Genomic DNA, 17,992 nt, shown 5'->3' on the forward strand with positions numbered 1-17,992 from the left:
ACGCAGAGGGGGTGCAAAGCCGACAGCCGTCGCATCCCAGGGAGCACTCCATGGCCTCGTTGCCGAACCCGCCCGCCGACACCCAGACCCGGGCCGACGCCCTCCGGGAGGCGCTCGCGACCCGCGTGGTCGTGGCCGACGGGGCCATGGGAACGATGCTCCAGGCACAGGACCCCACCCTCGACGACTTCCAGCAGCTCGAAGGCTGCAACGAGGTCCTCAACGTCACCCGCCCCGACATCGTCCGCACGGTGCACGAGGCGTACTTCTCGGTGGGCGTGGACTGCGTCGAGACCAACACCTTCGGCGCGAACTACGCCGCCCTCGCCGAGTACGACATCGCCGAACGCAACTTCGAACTCTCCGAGTCCGGCGCCCGCATCGCCCGCGAGGCCGCCGACGCGTTCACCGCCTCCACCGGGCAGCAGCGCTGGGTGCTCGGCTCCATGGGCCCCGGCACCAAGCTGCCCACCCTCGGCCACATCACCTACGCGCAGATCCGCGACGCCTACCAGACCAACGCCGAGGGCCTGCTCGCGGGCGGCGCCGACGCGCTGCTCGTCGAGACCACCCAGGACCTCCTGCAGACCAAGTCCTCCATCATCGGCGCCCGGCGCGCCATGGAGGCGCTCGGCGTCAACGTCCCGCTGATCTGCTCCGTCACCGTCGAGACCACCGGCACCATGCTGCTGGGATCCGAGATCGGCGCGGCCCTCACCGCGCTGGAGCCCCTCGGCATCGACATGATCGGCCTGAACTGCGCCACAGGCCCCGCCGAGATGAGCGAGCACCTGCGCTACCTCGCGCGCAACGCCCGCATTCCGCTCTCCTGCATGCCCAACGCCGGCCTGCCCGTCCTGACCAAGCAGGGCGCGCACTACCCGCTGACCGCCCCCGAGCTCGCCGACGCACAGGAGACCTTCGTCCGCGAGTACGGCCTCTCCCTGGTCGGCGGCTGCTGCGGCACCACCCCCGAGCACCTGCGCCAGGTCGTCGAGCGCGTCCGCGGCACGGCGATCGCCCCGCGCGACCCCCAGCCCGAGCCCGGGGCCGCCTCGCTCTACCAGACCGTGCCCTTCCGCCAGGACACCTCGTACATGGCGATCGGCGAGCGCACCAACGCCAACGGCTCCAAGAAGTTCCGCGAAGCCATGCTGGAGGGCCGCTGGGACGACTGCGTCGAGATGGCCCGCGACCAGATCCGCGAGGGCGCGCACATGCTCGACCTCTGCGTGGACTACGTCGGCCGCGACGGCGTCGCCGACATGGAGGAGCTGGCCGGACGCTTCGCCACCGCCTCCACCCTACCGATCGTCCTGGACTCCACCGAGGTTCCCGTTATCAAGGCGGGCCTGGAGAAGCTCGGCGGCCGCGCCGTCATCAACTCGGTGAACTACGAAGACGGCGACGGCCCGGAGTCCCGCTTCGCCAAGGTCACCCGCCTGGCCCGGGAGCACGGCGCCGCTCTCATCGCGCTGACCATCGACGAGGAGGGCCAGGCCCGCACCGTCGAGCACAAGGTCGCCATCGCCGAACGCCTCATCGAGGACCTGACGGGCAACTGGGGCATCCGTGAGTCGGACATCCTCATCGACACGCTGACCTTCACCATCTGCACCGGCCAGGAGGAGTCCCGCGGCGACGGCATCGCCACGATCGAGTCGATCCGCGAACTCAAGCGCCGCCACCCCGACGTCCAAACCACGCTGGGCCTGTCGAACATCTCCTTCGGCCTGAACCCGGCCGCCCGCGTCCTGCTGAACTCGGTCTTCCTCGACGAGTGCGTCAAGGCCGGCCTCGACTCGGCCATCGTGCACGCCTCCAAGATCCTGCCGATCGCCCGGTTCGACGAGGAGCAGGTCACCACCGCCCTCGACCTGATCTACGACCGGCGCACCGAGGACTACGACCCGCTGCAGAAGCTGATGGCCCTCTTCGAGGGCGTCAACACCAAGTCCCTCAAGGCCGGCCGCGCCGAGGAACTCCTCGCCCTGCCCCTGGACGAGCGCCTGCAGCGCCGCATCATCGACGGCGAGAAGAACGGCCTGGAGGCCGACCTCGACGAGGCCCTCCAGACCCGCCCCGCCCTCGACATCGTCAACGACACCCTCCTGGAGGGCATGAAGGTCGTCGGCGAGCTCTTCGGCTCCGGCCAGATGCAGCTCCCCTTCGTCCTGCAGTCCGCCGAGGTCATGAAGACGGCCGTGGCCCACCTCGAACCGCACATGGAGAAGACCGACGACGAGGGCAAGGGCACCATCGTCCTCGCCACGGTCCGCGGCGATGTCCACGACATCGGCAAGAACCTCGTCGACATCATCCTGACCAACAACGGCTACAACGTCGTCAACATCGGCATCAAGCAGCCGGTCTCCGCGATCCTCGAAGCCGCCCAGGAGCACAAGGCCGACGTCATCGGCATGTCCGGCCTGCTCGTGAAGTCGACCGTGATCATGAAGGAGAACCTGGAGGAGCTGAACCAGCGCAAGCTGGCCGCCGACTACCCGGTGATCCTCGGCGGCGCCGCCCTCACCCGCGCCTACGTCGAACAGGACCTCCACGAGATCTACGAGGGCGAGGTCCGCTACGCCCGCGACGCCTTCGAGGGCCTGCGCCTCATGGACGCCCTCATCGCCGTCAAGCGCGGCGTGCCCGGCGCCGCCCTGCCCGAGCTCAAGCAGCGCCGCGTCGCCAAGCGGGACACCCCCCTGCAGGTGGAGGAGCCGGAGGAGTCCGGCGGCCGCTCGGACGTGGCCGTCGACAACCCGGTGCCCACCCCGCCGTTCTGGGGCACCCGGGTGGTCAAGGGCATCCCGCTCAAGGACTACGCCTCCTGGCTGGACGAGGGAGCCCTCTTCAAGGGCCAGTGGGGCCTCAAGCAGGCCCGCGCGGGCGGTGCCACGTACGAGGAGCTCGTCGAGAGCGAGGGCCGCCCGCGCCTGCGCGGCCTGCTGGACAAGCTGCACACCGAGAACCTGCTGGAGGCGGCCGTCGTCTACGGCTACTTCCCCTGCGTCTCCAAGGGCGACGACCTGATCATCCTCGACGACGACGGCAACGAGCGGACCCGCTTCACCTTCCCGCGCCAGCGCCGCGGCCGCCGCCTGTGCCTCGCGGACTTCTTCCGCCCCGAGGAGTCCGGCGAGACCGACGTCGTCGGCCTCCAGGTGGTCACCGTCGGCTCGAAGATCGGCGAGGCCACGGCCAAGCTGTTCGAGTCCGACTCCTACCGCGAGTACCTGGAGCTGCACGGCCTCTCCGTCCAGCTCGCCGAGGCCATGGCCGAGTACTGGCACGCCCGCGTCCGCGCCGAGCTCGGATTCGGTGGCGAGGACCCGGCCAAGGTCGAGGACATGTTCGACCTCAAGTACCGCGGTGCCCGCTTCTCCCTCGGCTACGGCGCCTGCCCCGATCTGGAGGACCGCGCGAAGATCGCCGGCCTCCTCCAGCCGGAGCGGATCGGCGTCCACCTCTCGGAGGAGTTCCAGCTCCACCCGGAGCAGTCGACGGACGCCATCGTGATTCACCACCCCGAAGCGAAGTATTTCAACGCACGCTGAGCTTCACCGACGTAGACTTGTCGGTCCCATACAGGCCGGTCGCCTGTTCCCCCGGGGATGCCCCGCGGGAAGAGGTGACCGGCCTTCTCGTCCCTTCAGAGAGGTACGCGCATGACGAGCACCGTTCCCGCCCCGGTCACCCGTACGGCCGACGGCTCGGCCCTGCAGGCGGTGCTGCTCGACATGGACGGCACCCTGGTGGACACCGAGGGCTTCTGGTGGGAGATCGAGGCGGAGATCTTCCGCGAACTCGGCCACCGCCTGGAGGACGCCTGGCGCCACGTGGTCGTCGGAGGCCCCATGACCCGCAGCGCGGGCTTCCTGATCGAGGCGACCGGCGCCGCCATCGGCATCGCCGAGCTGAGCGTCCTGCTCAACGAGCGCTTCGAGGCCCGCATCGCCGACCGGGTCCCCCTGATGCCCGGCGCCGAGCGGCTGCTGACCGAGCTGGCCCGGCACAACGTGCCCACCGCCCTCGTCTCCGCCTCCCACCGCCGGGTCATCGACCAGGTGCTCCTCACCCTCGGCCGCGACCGCTTCACGATGACGGTCGCCGGCGACGAGGTCGCCCGTACCAAGCCGCACCCCGACCCGTACCTGCTCGCGGCGCGGACGCTCGGCGCCCACCCCTCGCGGTGCGCGGTCATCGAGGACACCAGCACCGGTGTGGCGGCCGCCGAGGCCGCCGGCTGCCGGGTCGTGGCCGTCCCTTCCGTGGGCGTCATCGAACCGGCCCCCGGGCGCACGGTCGTCCGCTCGCTGGAGGAGGTCGACCTGGAGTTCCTGCGCTCCCTCATCGTCCCCATGAACTGAGCCCGCGCGTCCGTCCGGACCTGCGCCCACCCAAGCGGACACATCGGCATGCACTGACCTACATCGGTATGCATCACCACGCACCGGAATCTCCCGAGTACGCTCCGTGCCGAACGGAACCCTGTCGCGCCGCGCTCTGACGGAAGGATCTTCCGCCGTAGGCCCCGGAGGCTGAAATTCCATCCTCTCCGGGGCTGTTGCACAGGGTGACCTTGGTCACGCGTCACACCCCCGACGGGCCTGTCCAGGGGCCCCCACGGCTTCCCATGTGTCCACATTGATCAGCCCCTGACCGCATCTGCGCAGCCCTGCCTGTGAACAGGCAGTTCGCTCCGATCACAGTGCGATTACGTCCCAAGTCCGGCCAGTTCCAGCCATCCCGCCCCGGACCACTAGTGTCGAGCCGGGCACTGCGCCGCACCCAGCCGTCCCGGACACACACCCCTGTGCCGGAACCGCGTGGACCGATCGTCACAACACCGGCCCGATCGTTCCGCCCCGAACGGGCGACCGCCGCGAAGTGCCCTTCACACCGCTTTGAGCAAGCGCCGGTTACAGGGAGTACTTCCAGCATGAACCGCAAGACCATGGTGCTGACGGCCGCGGCCGGACTGCTCACCCCCTCGCTGGCCGCATGCGGCACCGCGAGCGGCGGAGGAGCAGGATCCGCGGCGATCGTCGTCGGGACCACCGACCGGTTCGAGGCCGCAGACTTCGCTCCCGCCCCCTTCGACCCCGCATACGCCTACGACGCCGGCGCCTGGAACATCCTGCGCCAGACCGTCCAGACGCTGATGCACACCCCGCGCGGCGGCGGCCAGCCCGTCCCCGAAGCGGCCTCCGCCTGCCGTTTCACCGACTCCGGCAACGAGAGCTACCGCTGCACCCTGCGCCCCGGTCTGAAGTTCGCCAGCGGCGACCCGCTCACCGCCAAGGACGTCAAGTTCTCCATCGACCGCGTCCTCGCGATCAAGGACGAGAACGGCCCCTCCTCGCTCCTCTCCACCCTCGACAACGTCGAGGTAAAGGGCCAGGAAACCGTCGTCTTCCACCTGAAGACCCCGGACGCGACCTTCCCCTTCAAACTCTCCACCCCGGCCGCCGGCATCGTCAGCGAGAAGAACTACGACGCCAAGAAGCTCCGCGAAGGCTTCGCAGTCGACGGCTCCGGGCCCTACACCATGAAGGCCGAGGTCAAGGACAACCACCTCGTCCGCGCCGTCTTCAGCAAGAACCCCCACTACAAGGGCGACCTCAAGCTGCAGAACGACAAGGTCGAGCTGCGCACCTATCCCGACTCCCCGGCCATGGGCAAGGCACTCACCGACGGCAAGATCCACGTGGTCTCCCGCACCCTGTCGCCCGCCCAGATCAACGAGCTCAGCGCCAACCCGCCCAAGGGCGTCAAGCTGGTCCCCATGCCCGGCCTGGAGATCCGCTACATCGGCTTCAACACCGACGCGCCCGTCGTCAAGGACAAGGCCGTCCGCCAGGCCCTCGCCGCCGCCGTCGACCGCAGCGCGCTCATCTCCAAGGTCTACGGCAAGTCCGCCCAGCCGCTCTACTCGCTAGTGCCCACCGCCGTGACCGGCCACGTCAACTCCTTCTACAACAAGTACGGCGACGCCAACACGCCCAAGGCCGCCGCGCTGCTGAAGGACGCCGGGATCAAGACCCCGGTCAAGCTGACCCTGCACTACACCAGCGACCACTACGGCGACGGCACGGCGGCCGAGTTCGAGGCCCTCAAGGCCCAGCTCAACTCCACCCAGCTCTTCGACATCACCGTCCAGGGCAGCGAATGGGCGGACTTCCGCCCCGCGCAGAAGAAGGGCGACCACGCCGCCTACGGGCTCGGCTGGTTCCCCGACTACCCGGACGCCGACAACTTCCTCGCCCCGTTCCTGGAGCAGGACAACTTCCTGGGCACGCCGTACGCCAACAGCGCGGTGCGCACCAGGCTCCTCCCCGAGTCCCGGCGCGCGGTCGACCGTAACGTCGCCGCGCCCGCGGTCACGGAGATGCAGGACATCGTCGCGGAGGACGTACCCGTCCTGCCCCTGTGGCAGGGCAAGCAGTACGTCGCCGCACGCGACGGGATCACCGGAGTGGAGTGGTCGGTCAACGCCATCTCCGACCTCCAGTTGTGGGAGCTCGGCCGCGGCGTAAGCGGCTGAGCAAGGCAAAGACCGGCAGCGGGTGTCGCGGGCCGGAGCAACGAAACAGTTCGACTGTGAAGGACGTTCGCGTGAATCGACGTAACCAGTGGCTGGCGGCCCCGCTCGGCGCAGCCACCGCCGCCGCGCTGCTCAGCGGTTGCGGTTCGACCGATGGCTCCAATGCCGGCAGCGGCAAGGGCGTGGTCATGGGCATATCCGACAAGGTGAAGTCCACCGACCCGGCGTCCGGCTACGACCCGGGCTCCTGGCTGCTCTTCAACAACGTCTTCCAGTCGCTGCTGAGCTTCCCCAAGGGCGGCACCACCCCCGAGCCCGACGCCGCCCAGAGCTGCGCCTTCGAGGGCGGCGACAGCAAGCTCTTCAAGTGCACCCTGAAGAAGGACCTGAAGTTCAGCAACGGGCACGAGCTCACCTCGAAGGACGTCAAGTACTCCTTCGAGCGCACGCTGAAGATCAACGACGAGAACGGCCCCGCCGTCATGCTCGCCTCGATCGCCGGCATCGACGCCCCTGACGCGCAGACCGTCGTCTTCCGCCTGAAGACCTCCGACGCCACCTTCCCGAGCAAGATCGCCTCGGGTGCGGGCTCCATCGTCGACCACCGCGAGTACCCGGCCGACAAGCTCCGCACCGACAACAAGGCCGTCGGCTCCGGCGTCTACAAGCTCGACTCCTTCAGCGAGAAGAGCGCCACCTTCTCCGTCAACGAGTCCTACACGGGCAAGGCCAAGGCCAAGAACACCGGCGTCACGCTGAAGTTCTTCAACGGCGACCAGGCCGGCCTCAAGACCGTCCTCGAAAGCGGAGACGTCGACTTCGCCTTCCGCGGCCTCGCCGCCAAGGACATCGCCGCCCTCGCCTCCACCAAGACCGGCGACGACAAGGTCGACGTCGTCCAGGGCACCGGCGCCGAAGTCGAGCACATGGTCTTCAACGTGAACGACCCCGTCGTCGGCAAGCTCCCCGTCCGCAAGGCCATCGCCTACCTCGTGGACCGCGAAGCCCTCGTCAAGGACGTGTACGCCGGCACCGCCACCGCCCTGTACTCCATCGTCCCCACCGGCATCGCCGGCCACACCACGCCGTTCTTCGACCGCTACGGCGGCACCCCGCAGCCCGAGAAGGCCAAGGCCGTCCTCAAGGCCGCCAACATCAACGGCAAGGTCAAGGTCACCCTGTACTCGACCCCGTCCCGCTACGGCCCCTCCACCGACCAGCAGTTCGAGGTCATCGCCAAGCAGCTCAACGACAGCGGCCTCTTCGAAGCCGACGTCAAGTCCGTCGAGTACGAGCAGTACGAGAAGGACATCCAGGCCGGCAAGTACGGCATCTACGTCAAGGGCTGGGTCCCCGACTACCCGGACGCCGACAACTTCACCCAGCCGTTCTTCGGCCCGGGCAACGTCCTGAACAACAACTACGACAACAAGGAGATCACCGGGACGATCATCCCGTCGACCTCCGCGAAGTCCGACCGCACCGCGGCCAACACCGACTACAACCGCCTCCAGGACATCGTCGCCGAGGAGCTCCCGCTCCTCCCGCTCTGGCAGGGCAAGCAGTACGCCGTCACCCGCCAGAACGTCAACGGCCTCCAGTGGTCCCTGGACGCCTCGACGGTCTTCCGCTTCTGGGAGATCAGCAAGGGCTGACGCGGGCCGCGCCCCGAACGCACCGAGGGGCCGCACGCAGCGGCGCGGACGTCCACCGACGTTCCGCCGCGCGTGCGGCCCCTCGGCCGTCACGGGCACTGTGCCCGCGGCCACAGCCGGCCACCGGCTACTGCGCCCCGGGCCGCACCAGACCGCTCTCGTACGCGTACACCGCCGCCTGGACCCGGTCACGCAGCCCCAACTTCGTCAGGACGTGCCCCACGTGCGTCTTGACCGTCGTCTCGCTCACGAACAGGTCCGCCGCGATCTCCGCGTTCGACAGCCCCCGCGCCACCAGCTTCAGCACCTCCACCTCGCGCTCGGTCAGCGTCCCCAGCGTGTCCGGGACGCGCTCCTCACCCGACGGCAGATGCCCCGCGTACTTGTCCAGCAGCCGCCGCGTGATGCTCGGCGCGAGCATCGCCTCGCCGGCCGCCACGACCCGGATCGCCTGCACCAGCTCGTTCGCCGGCGCGTCCTTCAACAGGAAGCCGCTCGCCCCCGCCCGCAACGCCTCCACCACGTACTCGTCAAGATCGAACGTGGTCAGCACCAGCACCTTCGCCGGACCGTCCCGGCCCGGCCCCGTGATCTGCCGCGTCGCCTCGACCCCGTCCATCCGCGGCATCCGGATGTCCATCAGCACCACGTCCGGCTGCAGCGCCCGCACCTGGTCCAGCGCCTGCAGGCCGTCCCCGGCCTCGCCGACCACAGCCAGCTCCTCCTCCGCCTCCAGGATCATCCGGAAACCGGTGCGCAACAGTGGCTGGTCGTCGACCAGAAGAACGCGGATGGCCACGGGCGATACCTCGTATTCGTCGGACGGCTTCGGCGGACACGCCCATTCTGCCCTGACCCGACGATCAAGAAATCCGCCCCCGCCCCGGGCCCCTGGCCGTCCAGGGGGTATGCGGCGAATCAACGCCCGGACCGGCCGACGCGATCCCCAAGAGGCCTAGCTACCCGCCGAAGCACCGCCGGGCCGCGGCACGACCGGCAGCGGATACACCGGGGGAGTACCGCCGAACTCCGGACACGACGCCTGGTGATCACACCAGCCGCACAGCTTCGTCGGACGCGGCCGCCACTCACCCGTCTCCGTCGCCTCCCGGATCGCCTCCCACAACGCGAGCAGCTTGCGCTCCACCCGCTCCAGGTCCGCCACCACCGGGTCGTACGTCAGCACGTCCCCACTGCCCAGATACACCAGCTGCAGCCGCCGCGGCACCACCTGCTTCAGCCGCCACACCACCAGCGCGTAGAACTTCATCTGGAACAGCGCACCCTCCGCGTACTCCGGCCGCGGCGCCTTCCCCGTCTTGTAGTCGACGATCCGCACCTCACCCGTCGGCGCCACGTCCACCCGGTCGATGATCCCGCGCAGCCGCAGCCCCGACTCCAGCTCCGTCTCCACGAAGAACTCCCGCTCCACCGGCTCCAGCCGCGTCGGGTCCTCCAACGTGAACCAGCGATCGACCAGCGCCTCCGCCTCCGTCAGCCACCGCGCCAGCCCCGCCCCCTCGTCACCCTCCGGGAACAGCTCCGCCAGCTCCGGACGCGACCCCAGCAACCGGTCCCACTGCCCCGGAATCAGCTCCTTCGCCCGCGGCGCCGTCCGCTCCATCGCGGGATGATCGAAGAGCCGCTCCAGCACCGCGTGCACCAGCGTCCCCCGCGTCGCCGCCGCACTCGGCTTCTCCGGCAGCTTGTCGATCACCCGGAACCGGTACAGCAAAGGGCACTGCATGAAATCGCTCGCCCGGGAAGGAGAGAGGGAAGAAGGTGCCACAGCGCTCGGGCTTGCGGCTTGGGCCGCGCCGGGCACGGCACCGGGGCTCGTCGTCATGGACAAAACCCTACGACCCGCGACCGACAGCACGCGCATACCATCGACGCCAAGCCCCCTCGCACTGCATGATCGGAGCATCACCAGGCGCTGTCCACACCGCGCCGTACACCACGAGAACCACACGCGAACCCCCGGCACCGAACGAAGGACAGACGTGGCAGACACCGACCAGACCGGCGAGCGCGATAACCGGCGCTCCGGACCGGGCGGCGGACTCCTCATGGGCCGCCCCTTCGGCGTGCCCGTCTACGTCTCACCCAGCTGGTTCCTCGTCGCCGCCCTCATCACCTGGGTCTTCGGAGACCAGCTCGACCGCGTCCTGCCCGACCTCGGACCCGTCCGCTACCTCGTCTCCCTCTTCTTCGCCGTCGCCTTCTACGCCTCCGTCCTCGTCCACGAGCTCGCCCACACGGTCGCCGCCCTCCGCTTCAAACTCCCCGTCCGCCGCATCCAGCTCCAGTTCTTCGGCGGAGTCTCCGAGATCGAGAAGGAGTCCGAGACCCCCGGCCGCGAATTCGTCCTCGCCTTCGTCGGCCCCCTCCTCTCCCTCCTCCTCGCCGGAGCCTTCTACCTCGGCATGAAAGCCGTCGACCCCGCGACCGTCCCCGGCGTCCTCCTCGCCGGCCTCATGATCTCCAACCTGCTCGTCGCGGCCTTCAACCTGCTCCCCGGCCTCCCCCTCGACGGCGGCCGCATGCTCCGCGCCGTCATCTGGGGCATCACCGGCAAGCCCATGGCCGGCACCGTCGCCGCCGCCTGGGTCGGCCGCGCCCTCGCCGTCGCCGTCCTCCTCGGCCTGCCCCTCCTCACCCACACCGGACTCCTCGGCAACCGCACCGAAGAGACCGGCGGCATGGACACCGTCATGGACGCCCTCCTCGCCGCCATCCTGGCCGCCATCATCTGGACCGGCGCCGGCAACAGCCTCCGCATGGCCCGCCTGCGCGAACACCTCCCCGAACTGCGCGCCCGCACCCTCACCCGCCGCGCCATCCCCGTCGAGAACGCCACCCCCCTCTCCGAAGCCCTCCGCCGCGCCAACGAAGCCGGAGCCCGCGCCCTCGTCGTCGTCGACGGCCACGGAGACCCCACCGCCATCGTCCGCGAGAGCGCCATCGCCTCCGTCCCCGAACACCGCCGCCCCTGGGTCGCCGTCAGCACCCTCGCCCAGGACCTCACCGACGGCATGAAGGTTTCCTCGGAACTCACCGGCGAACAACTCCTCGACCACCTCCGCGCCACCCCCGCCACCGAATACCTCGTCCTCGAACCCGGCGGCGCCATCTACGGCGTCCTGTCCACCCTCGACGTCGAGAAGGCCTTCGTGAAGGCCATGGCACGGCCCCAGTCCTGAAGCCAATACACTGTTCACATGTCCGAACCGACCGGTGCCGCCCGCCGACGCGGGCCCTTCAAGGTCGGGGACCAGGTTCAGCTCACCGACCCCAAGGGCCGCCACTACACGTTCACGCTCGAAGCCGGGAAGAATTTCCACACCCACAAGGGTTCCTTCCCCCACGACGAGCTGATCGGTGCTCCCGAAGGCAGTGTTGTCCGTACCACGGGGAACGTCGCGTACCTCGCGCTGCGCCCCCTGCTCCCCGACTACGTCCTGTCCATGCCCCGCGGCGCCGCCGTGGTCTACCCCAAGGACGCGGGCCAGATCCTGGCCTTCGCCGACATCTTCCCCGGCGCCCGCGTCGTGGAAGCGGGTGTGGGCTCCGGATCCCTGAGCAGCTTCCTGCTGCGCGCCATCGGCGACCAGGGCATGCTCCACAGCTACGAGCGCCGCGCGGACTTCGCCGAGATCGCCACCGCCAACGTGGAACGCTACTTCGGCGGCCCCCACCCGGCCTGGCAGCTCACCGTCGGCGACCTCCAGGACAACCTGTCCGACACCGACGTCGACCGCGTCATCCTCGACATGCTCGCCCCCTGGGAATGCCTGGAGGCCGTCTCCAAGGCCCTCGTCCCCGGCGGCATCCTCTGCTGCTACGTGGCCACCACCACCCAGCTGTCCAAGACCGTCGAGTCCATCCGCGAGATCGGCTGCTTCGCCGAGCCGCAGCCGTGGGAATCGATGATCCGCAACTGGCACGTCGAAGGCCTCGCCGTCCGCCCGGACCACCGCATGATCGGCCACACCGGCTTCCTCGTCACCGCCCGCCGCCTCGCGGACGGCGTCGAGCCCCCCATGCGCCGCCGCCGCCCCGCCAAGGGCGCCTACGGCGAGGACTACGAGGGCCCCGGCAGCGACCGCTCCGCGTAACGGCCCCCAAGGACCCTCCGCCGACCCAACACGACGGCGCTGCGGCGCAGTTCCCCCCACCACCGGGGAACTGCGCCGCAGCGCCTTTCGGTTGTCTGCGCACCGACTCCGGACCCTGCCGTTCCACCCCCGTGTGACGTGTGGCACGATGCTGGCTCCCCGTCACCCTTCGCACAGGAGACACCCCGCGTGCTGCACACCCCCGCCACGCTGGCAACGCCCCACACCCCGGCCCACACCCGGACCAGGCCCCTCCACTGGCTCGCCACGGCCACCGCCCTGGCCGCCGTCATCGCCGCGGCGGGACTCGTACAGCCGGCCACCGGCACCCCCGCCGACGCCACCGCCACCACCGCCGCCGGGGAACCCGCCGCGCAAGGTCCCGGAGCCACCGCCCCCGACGCCGCGGCCGCCACCTACCCCCTCGACTGCAAGGGCGCACCCCGGGCCGTCACCGCCACCGCCCAGGGCGACCTCGACGGCGACGGCCGCCCCGAGACCGTGGCGGCCGTCCGCTGCGACGCGGGCTCCGGCACCCCGCCGCACGCCATCTACGTACTCACCCAGGACCCCGCCGAAGGCTCCCGCCCCCGCGTCGTGGCCACCCTCCTGGACACCCCGCAGCGCCGGACCGCCACGGAACTCACCGTGCGCGACCGCACCGTCACCGCGACCCTCCTCGGCTACTCCGGACCCGAGGTCCCCCGCTGCTGCCCCGACAAGAAGCAGCTTGCCAAGTGGCGCTGGGGCGACGGAAAATTCCGCCAGGAGCTGACGGACTCAGCCGCCAGGAGTGTTTGAAACGTCACTCCGCGTCCGGACCGAAGACCTCCACACCGTCCGAAACGCGCCTTACGTGAATGCAGTCGCCCGGGCATTCCTTCGCCGAGTCCACCACGTCCCGCAGCAGCGGCAGCGGCACCGGAGCGGTCGCCCCCACCTCCTGCAGCAGCTCGTCGTCCGCGCTCTTCACGTACGCCAGACCATCGATGTCCAGCTCGAACACCTCGGGCGCGTACTGCGCGCAGATGCCGTCCCCGGTGCAGAGGTCCTGGTCGATCCAGACCTCAAGCGGCTCGCCCGCCCCACCGGCGCCGCCCGTCGGAGCCTCCTGCTGCACGGTCATATCTCCTGCCGTTCCCTGCGGTGAGTGATCCATCCCGGTCACAACCCGCAGCAAGTCGCACGGGCCCTGACGGGTGTTGAACACTTCGACCTTACAACCGGCGGCTTCCCGAGTTTGATGGGTGGGTATTTCCTTGGCGTGAGGGAGTACGCAAGGGTGAAGATCGGACACACCTCTATCGTCTTTGTGATCTAGGGGTTTCAATCACCACCAGCCCAGGTAGGGTCAGGAAGCGTCCAGCTCCCCTTGGAGGAGGTGAGGACCGTGGCAGCCCACGACGACGACATCAACCGCGGCATCCGGCCCGCGCGAGGGTCCGAGGACCCCGCCGGCCAGGTTGCCTATCTCGAGCAGGAAATCGCCGTCCTGCGACGCAAGCTCGCCGACTCTCCGCGACACACGAGGATTCTCGAAGAGCGGATCGTCGAGCTCCAGACAAATCTGGCCGGCGTCTCCGCGCAGAACGAACGACTGGCGAATACCCTCCGTGAGGCCCGGGACCAGATCGTGGCCCTCAAGGAAGAAGTCGACCGGCTCGCACAGCCGCCGGCAGGCTTCGGTGTCTTCCTCCAGGCGAACGAGGACGGCACCGTCGACATCTTCACCGGAGGCCGAAAGCTCCGCGTGAACGTCAGCCCCAGCGTCGACCCGGAAGACCTCCGGCGCGGCCAGGAGGTCATGCTCAACGAGGCCCTCAACGTGGTCGAGGCCATGGCCTACGAGCGGGCCGGGGACATCGTCACCCTCAAGGAGATCCTCGAGGACGGCGAGCGCGCCCTGGTCGTCGGGCACACCGACGAGGAGCGGGTGGTGAGGCTCGCCGAGCCGCTCCTGGACATCACCATCCGTCCCGGCGACGCCCTCCTGCTCGAACCCCGCTCCGGCTACGTCTACGAGGTCGTCCCCAAGAGCGAGGTCGAGGACCTGGTCCTCGAAGAGGTCCCCGACATCGACTACGACAAGATCGGCGGCCTGGGCGACCAGATCGAGCTGATCCGCGACGCGGTCGAGCTCCCCTACCTCTACCCCGACCTGTTCAAGGAACACGAACTGCGGCCCCCGAAGGGCATCCTGCTCTACGGCCCGCCCGGCTGCGGCAAGACGCTCATCGCCAAGGCCGTCGCCAACTCCCTTGCCAAGAAGGTCGCCGAGGTGACCGGACAGGCCCAGGGGAAGTCGTACTTCCTGAACATCAAGGGCCCCGAGCTCCTCAACAAGTACGTCGGCGAGACCGAGCGGCACATCCGCCTGGTCTTCCAGCGGGCCCGCGAAAAGGCCAGCGAGGGCACCCCAGTCATCGTCTTCTTCGACGAGATGGAATCCCTCTTCCGCACCCGCGGATCCGGAGTCAGCTCCGACGTCGAGAACACCATCGTCCCGCAGCTCCTCGCCGAGATCGACGGCGTGGAGGGCCTGGAGAACGTCATCGTCATCGGCGCCTCCAACCGCGAGGACATGATCGACCCGGCCATCCTGCGCCCCGGCCGCCTCGATGTGAAGATCAAGATCGAGCGTCCGGACGCCGAGGCCGCGAAGGACATCTTCGCGAAGTACCTCAAGGCCTCGCTGCCCCTGCACACGGACGACCTGTCCGAACACCAGGGCTCCACGGCCGGCACCGTCCACAGCATGATCCAGACCGTCGTCGAGCAGATGTACGCCGAAACCGAGGAGAACCGCTTCCTCGAGGTCACGTACGCCAACGGCGACAAGGAAGTCCTGTACTTCAAGGACTTCAACTCGGGCGCGATGATCCAGAACATCGTCGACCGGGCCAAGAAGATGGCCATCAAGGCCTTCCTCGAACACAACCAGAAGGGCCTGCGGGTCTCCCACCTCCTCCAGGCCTGCGTGGACGAGTTCAAGGAGAACGAGGACCTGCCCAACACCACCAACCCGGACGACTGGGCCCGAATCTCCGGCAAGAAGGGCGAGCGGATCGTATTCATCCGCACTCTCGTCACCGGAAAGCAAGGCGCGGACACCGGACGCTCCATCGACACGGTGGCGAACACCGGTCAGTACCTCTGAACCGGAGCGGCTGCGGATGCCCTCCCCGGGCATCCGCAGCCGACTGCTTTACCCGACCGATTGACCGGCCGTATTCCAGCCGGTGACAGGGCAGATTCAATGACGGAAATGATCTCCCCACGAGCGCGCAGTGGTTCTAGGCTCTTCCGTACCGCCGGTCGCGCAGTGCGGGGACGGGCACCGCACAGTCACACGCACCGGAGCACCAGCGGTACTTGAGCGCCGCCCCCGGAGGGGGGCGCCGCCGGGCAAGGAGGGCCGCATGACCGTACGGCGAGTAATGGGGATCGAGACGGAGTACGGGATCTCCGTCCCCGGTCACCCGAACGCCAATGCCATGCTCACCTCGTCCCAGATCGTCAACGCCTACGCGGCGGCGATGCACCGGGCGCGACGCGCCCGCTGGGACTTCGAGGAGGAGAACCCGCTGCGGGACGCCCGCGGCTTCGACCTCGCCCGCGAGGCCGCCGACAGCAGCCAGCTGACCGACGAGGACATCGGCCTCGCCAACGTCATCCTGACGAACGGCGCACGGCTCTACGTCGACCACGCACACCCCGAATACAGCTCCCCGGAGATCACGAACCCGCTGGACGCCGTGCTCTGGGACAAGGCCGGCGAACGGATCATGGCCGAGGCCGCCGTACGGGCCGCCCAGCTGCCCGGGGCCCAGCCCATCCACCTCTACAAGAACAACACCGACAACAAGGGCGCCTCCTACGGCACGCACGAGAACTACCTGATGAAGCGGGAAACCCCCTTCTCGGAGATCGTGCGCCACCTGACCCCCTTCTTCGTCTCGCGACAGGTCGTGACCGGAGCGGGACGCGTGGGCATCGGCCAGGACGGCCGCGAGCACGGCTTCCAGATCAGCCAGCGCGCGGACTACTTCGAGGTCGAGGTCGGCCTGGAGACCACCCTGAAGCGGCCCATCATCAACACCCGCGACGAGCCGCACTCCGACGCCGAGAAGTACCGCCGGCTCCACGTGATCATCGGAGACGCCAACCTCTCCGAGGTCTCCACCTACCTCAAACTCGGCACGACGGCCCTGGTCCTGTCCATGATCGAGGACCAGTTCATCAGCGTCGACCTCGCCGTCGACCAGCCCGTACGCACCCTCCACCAGGTCTCCCACGACCCGGACCTGGGGCACCTCATCACGCTGCGCAGCGGCCGGACACTCACCGCGGTGCAACTCCAGATGGAGTACTTCGAGCTGGCCCGCAAGTACGTGGACGAGCGTTTCGGGACCGACGCCGACGAGCAGACCAAGGACGTGCTGGCCCGCTGGGAGGACGTGCTGGGCCGGCTGGAGAGCGACCCTATGAGCCTGTCCGGTGAGCTGGACTGGATCGCCAAGCGGGAGATCCTGGAGGGCTACCGGCGCCGGGACGGGCTGGACTGGGACGCGGCGCGACTGCACCTGGTGGACCTCCAGTACGCGGACGTACGGCCCGAGAAGGGCTTGTACAACCGCCTGGTGGCCCGCGGCAAGATGAAGCGGCTGGTGGAGGAGACCGCGGTCGAGCGGGCTCAGAGCAAGCCTCCGGAGGACACGCGGGCCTACTTCCGCGGGCGCTGCCTGGAGCAGTACGCGGACGACGTGGCGGCGGCCTCCTGGGACTCGGTGATCTTCGACCTCCCGGGCCGGGACTCGCTGCAGCGCGTCCCGACGCTGGAACCCCTGCGGGGGACCCGCAACCACGTCAAGGAGCTCCTGGACCGCTGTCGCACGGCGGAGGACCTGGTCCGGGTGCTTTCGGGGCAGTGAGCGGGCCTGAAATGCGATCGGTCCGGGAATCATGAGGAGAACCGGACGTTGTGAAAGTGCCGGGACGAATGTCGGACCCTCCCTATAGGGTCCGACGTAGGGTCTGATCTTGAGAGATCCCGAATCCCGGGGTCTCTCGACATGAGCGTGCGAACCGAGCGGGGTGAGGTAGACATGGCGACCAAGGACACCGGCGGCGGACAGCAGAAGGCGACGCGCTCGACCGAGGAGGTCGAGGAGGCGGCGGTCGAGGAATCGACCGACCTCAAGGAGCGCCAGGAAAAGCTCTCCGACGACGTCGACTCCGTACTCGACGAAATCGATGATGTGCTCGAGGAAAACGCGGAGGACTTCGTGCGCTCCTTCGTTCAGAAGGGTGGCGAGTGATTTCACCTTCGAATCGAAGGTTGGATCGCTAGGGGAGGGTGAGTGGCGGGGGCGGGGAAGCAGTGTCCACGGTGCGGTTTACTCAAGCCGCTCGCGGATTTCGCTTCGACCAAGGCCATGCGTGACGGCCTGCAGTGCTACTGCAGGCCGTGCGCAGCCGAGTACCACCAGCAGCGCCAGAAGGCCAAGGGGAAGAACGTACGTCCCCGCGTCGAAGCCCCAGCGGGGCACAAGTATTGCCGTCGGTGTGGGGAGATCAAGCCTCACGCGGAATGGGACCGGAACAAGACGGCCTCGGACGGGCTGTCGACGCGATGCAAGGCGTGTCGTGCCGTCGAAGGCCGGGCGGGC

The 17,992-nt window shown here is 68.8% G+C and carries 13 protein-coding genes; 10 read left to right on the forward strand and 3 right to left on the reverse strand.

Going from position 1 to position 17,992, the window contains the following annotated elements:
- The first annotated feature begins 50 nt into the window (after window positions 1–50).
- The 4 genes from metH (at window position 51) to AB0F82_RS11240 (ending at window position 8,205) form a co-directional block, all read left to right on the forward strand.
- Window positions 51–3,560, forward strand: coding sequence for a methionine synthase (metH, locus tag AB0F82_RS11225; protein WP_362625800.1), 3,510 nt, complete (start codon window positions 51–53; stop codon window positions 3,558–3,560).
- A 111-nt stretch (window positions 3,561–3,671) separates the two neighbouring features.
- Window positions 3,672–4,373, forward strand: coding sequence for an HAD family hydrolase (locus tag AB0F82_RS11230; protein WP_362625803.1), 702 nt, complete (start codon window positions 3,672–3,674; stop codon window positions 4,371–4,373).
- 572 nt (window positions 4,374–4,945) lie between these two features.
- A complete protein-coding gene (locus tag AB0F82_RS11235) occupies window positions 4,946–6,550 on the forward strand; it encodes an ABC transporter substrate-binding protein (RefSeq protein ID WP_362625806.1) in 1,605 nt (534 codons plus the stop codon).
- A gap of 71 nt (window positions 6,551–6,621) precedes the next feature.
- On the forward strand, window positions 6,622–8,205 hold the full coding sequence (locus AB0F82_RS11240; protein ID WP_362625809.1) for an ABC transporter substrate-binding protein: 1,584 nt from the start codon (window positions 6,622–6,624) through the stop codon (window positions 8,203–8,205).
- Window positions 8,206–8,332: 127 nt separating this feature from the next.
- Here AB0F82_RS11240 and AB0F82_RS11245 read toward each other — a convergent pair whose 3' ends face one another.
- On the reverse strand, window positions 8,333–9,004 hold the full coding sequence (locus AB0F82_RS11245) for a response regulator (RefSeq protein WP_030655915.1): 672 nt from the start codon (window positions 9,002–9,004) through the stop codon (window positions 8,333–8,335).
- A 156-nt stretch (window positions 9,005–9,160) separates the two neighbouring features.
- The gene (locus AB0F82_RS11250) at window positions 9,161–10,051 is read right to left on the reverse strand and encodes a RecB family exonuclease (RefSeq protein WP_362625813.1); all 891 of its coding nucleotides are present in this window, start codon (window positions 10,049–10,051) and stop codon (window positions 9,161–9,163) included.
- 223 nt (window positions 10,052–10,274) lie between these two features.
- Between AB0F82_RS11250 and AB0F82_RS11255 the strand changes: the two genes are divergently transcribed.
- The 3 genes from AB0F82_RS11255 (at window position 10,275) to AB0F82_RS11265 (ending at window position 13,124) form a co-directional block, all read left to right on the forward strand.
- Complete coding sequence (locus AB0F82_RS11255) at window positions 10,275–11,408, forward strand: site-2 protease family protein (RefSeq protein WP_390079239.1); 1,134 nt, start codon at window positions 10,275–10,277, stop codon at window positions 11,406–11,408.
- Window positions 11,409–11,426: 18 nt separating this feature from the next.
- Window positions 11,427–12,323, forward strand: a complete 897-nt coding sequence (locus AB0F82_RS11260) for a tRNA (adenine-N1)-methyltransferase (RefSeq protein WP_030833375.1) — start codon at window positions 11,427–11,429, stop codon at window positions 12,321–12,323.
- A 189-nt stretch (window positions 12,324–12,512) separates the two neighbouring features.
- Window positions 12,513–13,124 carry a hypothetical protein gene (locus AB0F82_RS11265; protein WP_356810886.1) on the forward strand — a complete coding sequence of 204 codons (612 nt, stop codon included), beginning with the start codon at window positions 12,513–12,515 and terminating at the stop codon, window positions 13,122–13,124.
- 4 nt (window positions 13,125–13,128) lie between these two features.
- Here the strand turns inward: AB0F82_RS11265 and AB0F82_RS11270 are convergent, their stop codons facing one another.
- Window positions 13,129–13,449 (reverse strand): ferredoxin, encoded by a 321-nt coding sequence (locus AB0F82_RS11270; RefSeq protein ID WP_356810887.1) that lies wholly within the window; start codon window positions 13,447–13,449, stop codon window positions 13,129–13,131.
- A gap of 264 nt (window positions 13,450–13,713) precedes the next feature.
- Here AB0F82_RS11270 and arc point away from each other — a divergent pair, with 264 nt between their 5' ends.
- The 3 genes from arc to AB0F82_RS11285 all read left to right on the forward strand — a co-directional run bounded on the left by arc (window position 13,714) and on the right by AB0F82_RS11285 (window position 17,641).
- Complete coding sequence (arc, locus tag AB0F82_RS11275) at window positions 13,714–15,480, forward strand: proteasome ATPase (protein ID WP_356810888.1); 1,767 nt, start codon at window positions 13,714–13,716, stop codon at window positions 15,478–15,480.
- Between the two features lie 262 nt (window positions 15,481–15,742).
- Complete coding sequence (dop, locus tag AB0F82_RS11280; RefSeq protein ID WP_362625819.1) at window positions 15,743–17,254, forward strand: depupylase/deamidase Dop; 1,512 nt, start codon at window positions 15,743–15,745, stop codon at window positions 17,252–17,254.
- 174 nt (window positions 17,255–17,428) lie between these two features.
- Window positions 17,429–17,641 carry a ubiquitin-like protein Pup gene (locus AB0F82_RS11285; RefSeq protein WP_030233608.1) on the forward strand — a complete coding sequence of 71 codons (213 nt, stop codon included), beginning with the start codon at window positions 17,429–17,431 and terminating at the stop codon, window positions 17,639–17,641.
- Window positions 17,642–17,992: the final 351 nt, after the last annotated feature.

The sequence above is a fragment of the Streptomyces virginiae genome, from assembly GCF_040638905.1.
Lineage (GTDB): Bacteria > Actinomycetota > Actinomycetes > Streptomycetales > Streptomycetaceae > Streptomyces > Streptomyces virginiae_B.

What these genes read in the sequence shown, in the direction of transcription:
- metH (WP_362625800.1), top strand. Translation starts at nt 51, where the DNA reads ATGGCCTCGTTGCCGAACCCGCCCGCCGACACCCAGACCCGGGCCGAC.
- AB0F82_RS11230 (WP_362625803.1), top strand. Translation starts at nt 3,672, where the DNA reads ATGACGAGCACCGTTCCCGCCCCGGTCACCCGTACGGCCGACGGCTCG.
- AB0F82_RS11235 (WP_362625806.1), top strand. Translation starts at nt 4,946, where the DNA reads ATGAACCGCAAGACCATGGTGCTGACGGCCGCGGCCGGACTGCTCACC.
- AB0F82_RS11250 (WP_362625813.1), bottom strand. Translation starts at nt 10,051, where the DNA reads ATGACGACGAGCCCCGGTGCCGTGCCCGGCGCGGCCCAAGCCGCAAGC.
- AB0F82_RS11255 (WP_390079239.1), top strand. Translation starts at nt 10,275, where the DNA reads ATGGGCCGCCCCTTCGGCGTGCCCGTCTACGTCTCACCCAGCTGGTTC.
- AB0F82_RS11260 (WP_030833375.1), top strand. Translation starts at nt 11,427, where the DNA reads ATGTCCGAACCGACCGGTGCCGCCCGCCGACGCGGGCCCTTCAAGGTC.
- AB0F82_RS11270 (WP_356810887.1), bottom strand. Translation starts at nt 13,449, where the DNA reads ATGACCGTGCAGCAGGAGGCTCCGACGGGCGGCGCCGGTGGGGCGGGC.
- dop (WP_362625819.1), top strand. Translation starts at nt 15,743, where the DNA reads ATGACCGTACGGCGAGTAATGGGGATCGAGACGGAGTACGGGATCTCC.
- AB0F82_RS11285 (WP_030233608.1), top strand. Translation starts at nt 17,429, where the DNA reads ATGGCGACCAAGGACACCGGCGGCGGACAGCAGAAGGCGACGCGCTCG.